The sequence below is a fragment of the Janthinobacterium sp. YR213 genome, from assembly GCF_900099875.1.
Taxonomy (GTDB): domain Bacteria; phylum Pseudomonadota; class Gammaproteobacteria; order Burkholderiales; family Burkholderiaceae_D; genus Janthinobacterium; species Janthinobacterium lividum.
This window is the reverse complement of record NZ_FNDA01000004.1, coordinates 144,416-156,838: the sequence shown is the minus strand read 5'-3', so window position 1 is coordinate 156,838 and position 12,423 is coordinate 144,416. Positions and strand designations below refer to the sequence as shown.

The 12,423-nt window shown below is 61.4% G+C and carries 10 protein-coding genes; 1 reads left to right on the top strand and 9 read right to left on the bottom strand.

Annotated features, from left to right (window positions below; genetic code table 11):
* Positions 1-57: 57 nt before the first annotated feature.
* From BLT98_RS18380 to pstS, 9 genes are all read right to left on the bottom strand, one after another.
* The gene (locus BLT98_RS18380; RefSeq protein WP_092610230.1) at positions 58-2,004 is read right to left on the bottom strand and encodes a UvrD-helicase domain-containing protein; all 1,947 of its coding nucleotides are present in this window, start codon (positions 2,002-2,004) and stop codon (positions 58-60) included.
* A 33-nt stretch (positions 2,005-2,037) separates the two neighbouring features.
* On the bottom strand, positions 2,038-3,234 hold the full coding sequence (senA, locus tag BLT98_RS18375; protein ID WP_244517566.1) for a selenoneine synthase SenA: 1,197 nt from the start codon (positions 3,232-3,234) through the stop codon (positions 2,038-2,040).
* Between the two features lie 77 nt (positions 3,235-3,311).
* A complete protein-coding gene (gene phoR / locus BLT98_RS18370) occupies positions 3,312-4,628 on the bottom strand; it encodes a phosphate regulon sensor histidine kinase PhoR (protein WP_034778134.1) in 1,317 nt (438 codons plus the stop codon).
* Positions 4,629-4,639: 11 nt separating this feature from the next.
* Positions 4,640-5,329 (bottom strand): response regulator, encoded by a 690-nt coding sequence (locus tag BLT98_RS18365; RefSeq protein WP_034755074.1) that lies wholly within the window; start codon positions 5,327-5,329, stop codon positions 4,640-4,642.
* Positions 5,330-5,334: 5 nt separating this feature from the next.
* Entirely contained in the window at positions 5,335-6,045 is a 711-nt protein-coding gene (phoU, locus tag BLT98_RS18360; RefSeq protein ID WP_034778131.1) for a phosphate signaling complex protein PhoU, read from the bottom strand.
* A gap of 47 nt (positions 6,046-6,092) precedes the next feature.
* A complete protein-coding gene (gene pstB, locus BLT98_RS18355; RefSeq protein WP_029496304.1) occupies positions 6,093-6,887 on the bottom strand; it encodes a phosphate ABC transporter ATP-binding protein PstB in 795 nt (264 codons plus the stop codon).
* 26 nt (positions 6,888-6,913) lie between these two features.
* Positions 6,914-7,810, bottom strand: a complete 897-nt coding sequence (gene pstA / locus BLT98_RS18350) for a phosphate ABC transporter permease PstA (RefSeq protein WP_034778127.1) — start codon at positions 7,808-7,810, stop codon at positions 6,914-6,916.
* Positions 7,807-8,778, bottom strand: coding sequence for a phosphate ABC transporter permease subunit PstC (gene pstC, locus BLT98_RS18345; RefSeq protein WP_225240714.1), 972 nt, complete (start codon positions 8,776-8,778; stop codon positions 7,807-7,809). Before pstC ends, pstA begins: the two co-directional genes overlap by 4 nt.
* Before the next feature lie 222 nt (positions 8,779-9,000).
* Positions 9,001-10,050 carry a phosphate ABC transporter substrate-binding protein PstS gene (pstS, locus tag BLT98_RS18340; protein ID WP_034778123.1) on the bottom strand — a complete coding sequence of 350 codons (1,050 nt, stop codon included), beginning with the start codon at positions 10,048-10,050 and terminating at the stop codon, positions 9,001-9,003.
* Positions 10,051-10,321: 271 nt separating this feature from the next.
* Between pstS and ppk1 the strand changes: the two genes are divergently transcribed.
* Complete coding sequence (gene ppk1, locus BLT98_RS18335; protein ID WP_034778120.1) at positions 10,322-12,415, top strand: polyphosphate kinase 1; 2,094 nt, start codon at positions 10,322-10,324, stop codon at positions 12,413-12,415.
* Positions 12,416-12,423: the final 8 nt, after the last annotated feature.

Below are 12,423 nucleotides of genomic sequence, written 5' to 3'. Positions count from 1 at the left end.
TCCGACAAAGTATGCGCCGTTTCCGCCTTCGCAAAAAGCAGCCGCACAGCAAAAGATCTATGACTTCGGCGCAATAATCTTCTGCTTGAGCTGCAGGGCGGCGATGTAGCGGCTCTGATAGGCGGGGTCTTCCGGCGTCAGCAGGGTGAGCCTGTCGCGCGCGCGGGTGGCGGCCACATAGAAGCGGTTTTCCTCTTCCAGCGGATCGGTCTTGCTGCGCGGGAATTCATCGACGGCCAGGTAGGGCAAGATGACGTGGTTGTATTCGAGGCCCTTGATCTGGTCGATGCAGGCGATGACGAGTTTGGCCTTGCCGGTCGAGACCGTCACGGCTTCTTCCATCTCGCCCAGCCAGCCGGCAAAGCCGCCCAGCGCCACGCCCGCTTCGCGGCACACGGCAATAAAACCGTGCAGGGAACGGGCGACGACCCGCGCCTGGGCCGGGTCGACGTAGATGCGGCGCGCCGTCTGTTCCAGCTGCATCAGGCCAAAGATGTGCTGCAGGGCGTCGCCTGCCAGGGCGTCGGGGGGCAGCGCGCGCAGGTAATCGACGGCGGCCAGAGTCAGGGCCGCCTTGTCCTGGTTCTGCGACTTGGCCAGCTGGTTCGTCAAGAAGCCCTCCAGCAAGTCGGGATAGTTGGCCACATCGGCCTTGGCTTGCTGGAGCTCACCGCGCGTAAACGGGATTTCCGCGAACGCCACCAGGGCTTCGAGGATCTCGCCGCGGCGCGGGCCGCTCTTGATCGTATGTAAATCCTTGCGGGCGATGGCCACCATGCCGCGCAGCATCAGCACTTCCAGGCTCAGCAGATAGCTGTTCATGTCCACCAGGCCATACGCGATGCCGCTCTGGAACAGCGCCGTTTCCACGCGGATGGCCTGGTCGCGGTCACGCAGCAAAATGGCCGTCGTGCCCGCATGCGCGTGTTCGAGCGCGGCGATCAGCTGGGCGCTGCAAGCCTGCGGCTGCATATGCTCGTATTGCAGCACTTCGATGTGCGTGGCGCGCGACAGGGCCGACACGCTGGCCTTGTTTTTCAGCACGCCCACGGCATGCGCCAGCTGCGGCCCGTAACGGTAGGACGCCGTCAACGGCAGGCGCTGCAAGGTGGGGAATTCCTGCTCGAAGCGCTGGCGCAGGAAGCGGTGGTCGGCGCCCGACCACGTATAGATGACTTGATCCTTGTCGCCGGCGCCGCAGAAAAACGCATTACCGCGGCGTATCAGCATGGTCAGCAGGCGGAACGACGCTTCGTTCAGATCGTGCAATTCATCGGCCACGATGATCTGGAAGGCCGGCAATTGCTGGCGCAGCGGCTCGTCGCCGTCGAGCATGCGCACGAGGTCGTAGGTGGCGTCGAATGGCGCGCGGAACTGGATGTCGCCCGTGTCGGCGCCACGCAAGCCTTCATATTCGCGCAGCCACAGATAATGCGTGCGCGACATGCCCAGCATTTCCAGATTGTCGTCCAGGGAATTGCTCTCGAAGTCAGGATTTTGAAAATCCAGGCGCGCCTTGGTGCGCAATTGCAGTTTCAGGAATTCGGCGATCGCCCCGTTCGTCGTATTGATTTCCAGCGGGTAGCGGTGAGCGTATTTCTCCGATACCACTTCCAGCGCTTCCCAGGCTACCGGGAGCAACTCTTCATCGCTGCGCATGGATGCCACCTGCATGTTTTCCAGCTGCCGCAGCACCTTGGCGGCAAAGGCATCGAAAGTGTCGACGGTCAGGCGCTTGACGACGCCCAGCGGCACGCCCACTTCCAGCAGGCGCTGGCGCAGGGCCACGCGCGCCGCCTCCGTGAACACGAGGGCCAGCATGCGCTCGGGCGCGCGGCCCCGGTGCAGCGCTTCGGCCAGACGCAGGGCCAGGGTCGTCGTCTTGGCCGCGCCGGCATTGGCGTCGATCAGCACCACTTTCTTTTGCGCCGTCTGGATGGCGACCTGCTCCGGCGTGGGCGTGATGCGTTTGGGAATGAACTGCGGGGCGTTATCTGTACTCAAGGGTATCCTGAAATGATGTCTGTTCTCGGCGCGCTACCAGGCGCAGGTGCGCAGGCCGGCAAAGATGTCGCCCCGTTCGGGCGCGTGGAAGGCGCGCATGCGGGCCGAATGCAGCCGCGGCGGCGTGGCGAAGGCGGCGCCGCGCAGCACCTGGTGTTGCATGAAATATGGCGCGGAATATTCGCGCCAGGCATCCACCGCAAAGCCCGGATACGGCTCGAACGGCGTCGCCGTCCACTCCCACACCTGGCCCCAATGGAAACGCGGATGGCCGGACAGCGCAGCATACTCCCATTCCGCCTCGGTCGCCAGGCGGCGCCCCGCCCAGGCGCAATACGCCTGCGCCTCATACAGGTTGATGTGGCGCACGGCTTCGTTCGGCGGCAAGGTCGTGCGCTGGCCGAAACGCATCGTGCGCCACTGCGTTGCTTCGCGCAGCCAGTACAGGGGCGACGAGCGCTCCTGCTGCATCAGCCAGGCGCTGCCGGCCGCGCTCCAGAACTGGCGGTTCTGGTAGCCGCCATCGGCGACAAAATCGGCAAACTGGGCGTTGGATACTGCGCAGGCATCGATGGAAAACGGCGCCACGTAGCAACTGTAGGACGGCGATTCATTGTCGAAGGCAAACCCGGCGCCGCGCGGCGAGCCCAGTTCAATGGTGCCGCCAGGAAAAGCGATCTCGCCCGCACCCGGCGGCAGGGCCGGGCTGGCCGACAGGGATTCCGGTGCTTCCAGCCCCATCCATTGCAAGCCGGCCAGCATTTCCTCGCCGCACAAGTCTTCATGCGCCAGCGCCAGCCGGTACGGCGCCAGGGCGCTGTCGACATTGGCTTCGCGCGAGAGTTTATCCAATACCCTGTCGAGCACTTCGTGGCAATACGTTTTCACGGCGCCCGGGCTGGGCAGTTCCAGCTTCCAGCGCGCGCGATGCTCCACCATGTTGGCGTCGAACAAGTCGTCGCCGCGCGTCAGCAGGGAGTTATAAATGGCGTCGGCCGGATGGCTGGAAGCGGCTTCGCGCAAGATGAACCACTCGGCAAACCAGGCGATGTGCGCGAGTTGCCACAAGGGTGGCGTGAGGCGCGGATGCCGGGGCAAGCCGGCCACCACGTCCAGTCCGGCCGTGACGTAACAGTCGAACAGGGAAAGAGTATCCTGGCGCGCGGCCTGCAGCGACTGGGCCAGTTGCTGCGCGCCGGCGTGGCGAAAAGAGGCGTTGATTAAAGTCATGGCCTGATTGTAACGACTTATGCCATCCTTGCACTAGTCGCACGGGTAACAGGGAGGGGATGCTTCCCTCCTCCGGCCTACTTGACCAGCAGCTCGCCCTGCAGCGGCGTGACGACGGATTTGGGCATGCTGACGATAAAGCTGCTGCCCTTGTCGGCCACGGACTGGATGGCCAAGGTGCCGCCGTGGCGCAGCAGCACGTGCTTGACGATGGCCAGGCCCAGGCCCGTGCCCTGGGTTTCGCGCGACCGGCTCTTGTCGACGCGGTAGAAACGTTCCGTCAGACGCGAGATATGTTCCTGGCTGATGCCGATGCCCGTATCTTGCGCGATGAATTGCGGCCCGGCCGGGCCATCCTGCCAGCGCAGGGTGATGGTGCCGCCGGCCGGCGTGTAGCGCACGGCGTTCGAAGCCAGGTTGCCAAACGCGCTGTACAGCTCGTCGTAGCTGCCGAGCACGTCGGGACCGTTGCATTCCATGGTCACTTCATGCTTGCCCGCCGACAAGCCCTTGGCGTCGCGCAAGACTTGCTGCATGAGCTTTTTGATATCCACGGGCTCGGGGCGCAGCGGATAGTCGACCGATTCCAGGCGCGACAGGGTCAGCATATCCTCGATCAGATGCTGCATGCGGTGGCCCTGCTCCGTCATCAGTTTGAGGTGGGCGGCGCGGGTGGCGGCGTCAAGGTCCAGCTCGGCGGAAGCGATTTCCAGGAAGCCCACGATGACCGTCAGCGGCGTGCGCAGTTCGTGCGACGCGTTGGCGATGAAGTCGCGGCGCATCATTTCGATGCGTTCCGTTTCCGTCACGTCGTGCGTGACGAGGATCTGGCGGCGGTTTTCAAACGGAATGATCTGCACGATCAGCTTGCGGTTGCGGAAGGTGATCGTCAGCGGCTGGTCGTAGCGGCCCAGGATGATGTAATCCATGAACTCCGGACTGCGGATCAGGTTCGTCACGCGCATGCCCTTGTCGCGCTCGTGCGTGAGGCCCAGGTGCTTCTCGGCGGCCGGGTTGCACCATTCGAGGAACAGCACGTCATCCATGATGACGACGCCGTCCGGCAGCAGGTGCATGGCCTGGCGGAAACGCGCCAGCCATTCCGTCAGCTCGGCCTGGTTTTTCTCGTCGTCGCGGCGCATGCGGTACAGGCGCGCGAAGATGCTGGTCCAGGCGCCCCAGCCGTCGGGCAGTTTGGCGCTTTGCGGATTGTCCAGCCAATTACTCAGCTGGAACAGATACGACAGCTGCACGAACACCATCATGGCCATCAGCACGAAGGCGATGCCCAGCGCATACGTGGCGCCAAACAGATACCAGACGACGGCTACGCCCAGCAGCGCCAGCACCATGCGCAAGGCGGCCGGTACCCAGAACAGCAATTTCGGATTCATAGAGGCCAGCTTTACTTTTCAGACAACATGTAGCCGACGCTGCGCACCGTCTTGATCAGGCTTTCCGCCTCCTTCAAGGCTTTGCGCAAGCGCAATACGTGGACATCGACCGTGCGTTCCTCGATCACCACATGGTCGCCCCACACCTTGTCGAGCAGCTGGCTGCGCGAAAACACGCGCTCCGGATGGGCCAGCAGGAATTTCAGCAGCTTGTATTCGGCATGGCCGATATCGATCTTCTGTTCATCCATCATCACCGTGCAGCTGACGGGGTCCAGTGCCACGTTGCCGGCGCGCATGGGCGCCTGCGCGTGTTCCGGGCTCTTGCGTCGCAACAGCGCCTTGGCGCGGGCCAGCAGCTCGCGCGGCGAGAACGGCTTGGTGACGTAATCGTCGGCCCCGCTGTTCAAGCCGGCTAGCTTGTCTTCTTCCATACTCTTGGCGGTGAGCATGATGACGGGGATGGCGGCGAAATTGCGGTCGGCGCGGATGCGCGACAGCAGGCGCAAGCCCGTCTGGTCCGGCAGCATCCAGTCCAGCAGGATCAGATGCGGCGTGCGGTGCTGGATGAATTCCCAGGCATCGGCGACATTTTGTACAGAACAGCAATTCCAGCCGGATTCGCGCAGCGAATAGGTCACCAGTTCAACGATGGCCGGCTCATCTTCAACAATCAATACCGTGGTTTTATCAGATGCCATAAAGCTTACTCAGGGAGCTCCTCGGAAATGGCGGGAGCAGCCACCTTGGTGTGACGGATGTCCTTGCCTTCAACCACGTAAATCACGTATTCGGCGATGTTTTTCGCATGGTCGCCGATCCGTTCGATGGCCTTGGCCACCCACAGGGTATCGAGCGCCGCCGAAATCGTGCGCGGGTCTTCCATCATAAAGGTGATCAAGTTGCGCATGATAGACCGAAACTCATGGTCGATGATGGCATCTTGTGCAATTAATTGTAAAGCCTGCTTGCCATCGTTGCGCGCGAATGCGTCCAGCGCGTCGTGCAGCATGTCGGTGGCCGTGTTGGCGATGCCGCGCACCATCTCGTAATGGTTGACGACGCCGTTGCCGCGCTTGTGCAGATTCTTCGCCACGCGGGCGATTTTCGTCGCTTCGTCGCCTACTCGCTCGAGGTCGGTAATCACCTTGATGGTGGCCATGATGGTGCGCAAGTCGTTGGCGGCCGGCTGGCGGCGCACGATCAGGTGGCTGCAGGCGTCGTCCAGCGACACTTCCAGCTGGTTGACGACGTCGTCTTCGCGCATCACGCGGTCGGCCCGCTCCGGGTTGCCGATGCGAAAGCATGTCATCGCGTCGAGGAACTGGGTTTCAACGATGCCGCCCATCAGGAGCACTTTCGAGCGGATCGCTTCGAGTTCGTTGTCGTATTGCTTGGATGAATGTTCGCCTATCATGCTGTCTCTCCGTATTCAGTTGTCTTGTAGTCGCTATGCGGGATGGATCAGCCGAAGCGGCCCGTGATGTAATCCTGCGTTTCCTTGCGGGCCGGATTCATGAAGATCTGGTCCGTTTCGCCGAATTCCACCAGCTCGCCCAGGTACATATAGGCCGTGTAGTCGGAGCAGCGCGCCGCCTGCTGCATATTGTGCGTCACGATGGCGATCGTGTAATCCTGTTTCAGTTCGCTGATCAGCTCTTCCACTTTCGAGGTCGAGATCGGGTCCAGCGCCGAGGTCGGCTCATCGAGCAGCAAGACGTCCGGTTTCACGGCCACGCCGCGCGCGATGCACAAACGCTGCTGCTGGCCGCCCGACAGCGACAGGCCGCTCTTGCTCAGCTTATCCTTGACTTCGCCCCACAGCGCGGCCTTTTTCAGGGCCCACTCGACGCGCTCGTCCATCTCGCCCTTCGACAGGTCTTCATACAGGCGCACGCCGAAGGCGATGTTGTCGTAGACGGACATGGGGAACGGTGTCGGCTTCTGGAACACCATGCCAACCTTGGCGCGCAGCATGTTGACGTCCTGGTCGGCGTCGAGCACGTTGCGGCCGCGGTACAGGATCGAGCCTTCCGCGCGCTGGCCCGGATACAGGTCGTACATGCGGTTCAGGGTGCGCAGCAGGGTCGACTTGCCGCAACCGGACGGGCCGATGAAAGCCGTGACTTTCTTTTCGTGGATGTCCAGGTTGACGTTATGCAAGCTTTGCGTTTTGCCGTAAAAAAAGTTCAGGCCCGAAATCTCGATGGTTTTTTTCTTTGGCGCCAGGTCTTGGGCTGGATTCATTTGCGTATTCATATGGGTTCGCTTCGCTCGATATCTGTTTAATTAGGGACTTTTTGGCTGAACACGGTGCGCGACAGGATATTCAAGGCCAGCACGCTGAAGGTGATCAGCAGTGCGCCGCCCCATGCCAGCGAGCGCCAGTTGTCGTACGGGCTCATCGCAAACGATGCGATGACGGACGGCAAGTTGGCCATCGGCGCGTTCATGTTGAAGCTTTGGAACTGGTTATTCAAGGCCGTGAACAGCAGCGGCGCCGTTTCGCCGGCGATGCGGGCCAATGCCAGCAGCACGCCGGTGATGACGCCCGCCTTGACGGCGCGCAAGCGCACCAGGGTAGCGACCTTCCAGCGGGGCGCGCCGAGGGCAAACGCGGCTTCCAGCAGGCTGTTCGGCACCAGACGCAGCATATTGTCCGTCGTGCGCACGACCACCGGCACGGCGATCAGGGACAGCGCGATGGCGCCCGCATAGCCGGAGAAGTGTTTGACGTGGGCCACATACAGCGCATACACGAACAGGCCTATGACGATCGATGGCGCCGACAGCATGATGTCCGTCACAAAACGCGTCACTTGCGCCAGCTTGTTTTCTTCGCCGTATTCGGCCAGGTAGATGCCGGCCAGGATGCCGATCGGGGTGCTGACCACGGTGGCCAGGCCCACCATCAGGGCGCTGCCGACGATGGCATTGATCAGGCCGCCGCCTTCGCTGCCGGGAGCCGGCGTCGTTTGCGTGAACAGGTCGACGGACAAGGCGCCGAAACCCTTGATCACCAGGGTGAACAGGATCCACACGAGCACGGCCAGGCCCAGGGCCATGGCGGCCACCGACAGGGCGATGCCGATGCGGTGCATCAACAGGCGCTTGCGGTAGACAGGGTTCATGGCCGGCTTGACCGGAGCTTCGTGGGTGCTAACTTGGCTGAGCTGGCTCATTTCGTGCCTTCCTTGCGGGACATGCCAGCCAGCATCAGCTTGGCGGCGGATAAGACGATAAAGGTGATGACAAACAGGATCAGGGCCAGCGAGAACAGCGAGGCCACGTGCAGTTCGGATTGCGCTTCGCCGAATTCATTGGCCAGCAAGGAGGTGATGCTGTTACCGGCGGCAAACAGCGACCACGACAGTTTATTCGCGTTGCCGATGACGAAGGTAACGGCCATGGTCTCGCCCAGTGCGCGGCCCAGGCCCAGCATGACGCCGCCGACGACGCCGGTCTTGGTGTATGGCAAGACGATCTTGCGTACGACTTCCCAGCGCGTGCAGCCCAGGCCGTATGCGGATTCCTTCAGCACGGCAGGGACGATCTCGAACACGTCGCGCATCACGGAAGCGATGAAGGGGATGATCATGATGGCCAGCACCAGGCCGGCCGTCAGCAAGCCGATGCCCATCATGGGACCGCTGAACAGCTGGCCGATGACGGGCACGTTGCCGAGGGTGGCTTTCAGGATAGGCTGGACGTGGTCGGCAAACAGGGGCGCAAACACGAACAGGCCCCAGATGCCGTAGATGATCGATGGCACGCCGGCCAGCAATTCGACAGCCGTGCCCAGCGGGCGGCGCAGCCAGGCCGGGCAGATTTCCGTGAGGAACAGGGCAATGCCGAAGCTGACGGGAAACGCGATCAGCAAGGCGATAACCGAGGTCACCAGGGTGCCGATGATGGGGATCAGGGCGCCGTACTGGTCATTGACGGGGTCCCATTCCGCGGACACGATGAAATGCAGGCCGAAGGTCTTGAAGGCCGGTATCGATTCCATGATCAGCGAAATGATGATGCCGACCAGGACGATCAGCACCGACAGGGCGAACAGCATCGTCACCTTGTGGAACATGAAATCCTGGAAGCGCTGCTTGCGCATGGTGGAAAGCATTTGCGCGTGACTGATGGAATCGGTCATGGTGCCGCCTGGCATGGGGATCGTGGAGGAGGTAGATTGTGCGCTCATATTGTGCCAGATGTGGGTGGTACTGCCGGTGTCGCTATTTTGAACTCTTGTTTTATTGTTGCTTCTTTAGCCAGGACCGTCTGCAAGGGCTTGCGGGCGGTCCTGGCTAACTCCCTGCCCCGCCGTGCTGCTGGCGGGGACAAGGATGGATATTGCTGTATTCAGACTATCGGATCAGTAGATCGACTTGCCCGATGCGTCTTTCAGGTTGGCTTTCCACGACTCTTGCACCAGTTTCACGACCGATGCCGGCATCGGCACGTAGTCCAGTTCGACGGCAGCAGGGCCGCCGTTCTTGTAGGCCCAGTCGAAGAATTTCAGGACTTCTTTTGCCTTGCCTGCGTCAGCCTGGACTTTGTGCATCAGGATGAACGACACGCCGGTGATAGGCCAGCTGTTCTTGCCAGCCTGGTCGGTCAGGACCACGCCGAAGCCTGGGGTTTGCGTCCAAGGCGCCGAAGCGGCTGCTGCCTTGAAGTTTTCGTCGTCAGGTTGCAGGAAGTTGCCGTCCTTGTTTTGCAGCTGGGTGTGCGACATCTTGTTTTTCTTGGCGTAAGCCCACTCGACGTAGCCGATCGAACCCTTGATACGCTGTACGTTGGCGGCGACGCCTTCGTTACCCTTGCCGCCCACGCCCACGGCCCATTTCACAGCCGAGCCAGCGCCGATTTTCGATTTGAATTCCGGGTTGGTTTTCGACAGGAAGTCGGTGAACAGGAACGAGGTGCCCGAACCGTCGGCGCGGTGCACCACGGTGATTTCCGTGTCCGGCAGCTTGACGCCACTGTTCAGCGCGGCGATTTCAGGAGCGCTCCACTTGGTGATCTTGCCCAGGTAGATGTCGCCAACGACTTTACCCGTCATTTTCAGCTGGCCTGGGGTCACGCCGTCCAGGTTGACGATGGTGACCACGCCGCCCATGATGGCCGGAAACTGCATCAGGCCCGCTTCTTCCAGCTCTTCTGCCTTCAAAGGCATGTCCGAGGCGCCGAATTCAACAGTCTTGGCCTTGATTTGCTTGATGCCAGCGCCGGAACCGACGGACTGGTAGTTCAGGCCGTTGCCCGTGTTGGCTTTGTACGTCTCAGCCCATTTGGCGTAGATCGGGTACGGGAAGGTTGCGCCAGCACCTGTCATATCTGCCGCCATGACGGAAGCGGAAGAAAATGCCATCGCTGCCGAAGCACCCACGACGATAAATTTGAACATTTGCTTCATTTGCATATCAAGTCCTCAGGGTTGTTAGGGCTCAAAGTCCCGGTTGAATGCTGCGCAGTCTAGCAAGCGAATATGACAGCTTTATGACATGGGTAAAAATTCCTGAAATAATTGGCTACGCCCGGGGAAATGCCATTTTCGGCGTGAAAAATGACAGCGCGGGCGACGCTTTATGACAGCTTATGTCACGCTTACGTCATATTTCATGATTACACTCACAACGCGTCATACATGATGAAATACGGCTAGAATTAACTATCTGCAAAGACAAAAGAATATGAAACCTGAACTGCACACGGAAGTGACCAAATCGGGCATCCTGCTTGACCGCGAGCTGTCGCAACTGACTTTCAACCGGCGCGTGATGGCCCAGGCGGAAGATCCGAACATTCCGCTGCTCGAGCGCCTGCGCTACCTGTGCATCGTCAGCAGTAACATGGATGAGTTCTTCGAGGTGCGCGTGGCCAGCCTGCTGGCGGCCGGCAGCATCGGCGGTTCGCTGGCGGGCCACCCTGCCCTGGCTGCCAACCTGGAGCGTATCGGCAAGGAATGCCATGCGCTGGTGGAACGCCAGTACGAGATATTAAATAACGACGTCTTGCCGGCCCTGCGCGAAGCGGGCGTGCACTTGCTGCGCGACAGCGACCGCAACGAGGCGCAACGCGCGTGGGTCAAGCAATACTTCGACCGCGAAGTGCGCCCCCTGCTGACGCCGATTGGCCTCGACCCGGCCCACCCATTCCCGCAAGTGGTCAATAAAAGTCTCAATTTCATCGTCTCGCTGAGCGGCAAGGATGCGTTCGGCCGCGGCACGGCGATCGCCATCGTCAAGGCGCCCCGCGTCTTGCCACGCGTCATCAAGCTGCCGGACGAGATTTCCGGCGATGGCGTGTCTTTCTGTTTATTATCGTCCGTCATCCACGCGCATATCTCGGACTTGTTCGCCGGGCGCGAAGTGATCGCCTATTCGCAATTCCGCGTCACGCGCGACAGCGACCTGTGGGTCGATGAGGACGAAGTCAAGAACCTGCGCCAGGCCCTGAAGGGCGAGCTGGTGGGGCGCCAGTTCGGCACCTCCGTGCGCCTGGAGGTGGCGCGCAATTGCCCACCAGAATTGTCGCAGTTCCTGCTCGACCAGTTCAGCCTGGATCAAAGCCGTTTGTACCGCGTCAACGGCCCCGTGAACCTGGTGCGCCTGTCGGAAATGATCGACCACGTCAAGCAGCCGGAGCTGCGCTTTCCGCCGTTTTTCCCCGGTCTGGCGCATAAAGCCATCGGCAACGACATCTTTGCCGCGCTGACCAAGCACGACATCCTGCTGCACCACCCCTACCAGTCGTTCCAGACGGTGATCGACTTCATCCGCAGCGCCGCCTACGATCCCTCCGTCGTGGCCATCAAGCAGACGATCTACCGCACGGGCATGAATTCGGACCTGATGGAGTCGCTGATCACGGCGGCGAAGATGGGCAAGGAGGTGACCGTCATCGTGGAATTGATGGCGCGCTTCGACGAAGAAGCCAATATCAACTGGGCCGACAAGCTGGAACAGGCCGGCGCGCAAGTCGTGTACGGCGTCGTGGGACTGAAGACCCATGCGAAGGTGGCGCTCGTCATCCGCCGCGAAGAAGGCTCCTTGCGCTTCTACGCCCACCTGGGCACCGGCAACTACCACCCCACCACCACCAAGCTGTACACGGATTTTGGCTTGCTGACGGCGAACCAGGACCTGGCAGTGGAAGTGAACGAAGTCTTCATCCACCTGACCAGCCTGACCAAGCCGCACAACCTGAACCATTTGTGGCTGGCGCCGTTCGGCCTGCAAAGCGAGATCATCAAGGCGATCCGCAACGAGGCGAAGATTGCCCGTTCGGGCCGGCGCGGGCGCATCATCGTGAAAGTCAACGCACTGGTCGACGAATCCGTGATCCGCGCCCTGTATGCGGCCTCGACCGATGGCGTGAAGATCGACCTGATCGTGCGCGGCGCCTGCACCCTGAAGCCGGGCGTGCCGGGCCTGTCGGAAAACATCAAGGTGCGCTCCGTGATCGGCCGCTTCCTCGAACACAGCCGCATCTACTACTTCCGCAACGACCTGGCGCACGATGTCTACCTGGCCAGCGCCGACTGGATGAGCCGCAACCTGTTCCGCCGCGTGGAAGTGGCCTTCCCCGTACTGGACCGGGCGCTGAAGCGGCGCGTGATCGCCGAGGGCCTGAATCCGTATTTGAAGGATAATACAAATGCATGGGAACTGGAGCCGACGGGCCACTATGCGCGCCGCAAGCCACGCGGCAAGCAAACGCCGTTCAGCGCCCAGCAATACCTGATGCACACACTGGGCACGCCGGGCGCGGAGGTCGGCGAATAGGCAATTTC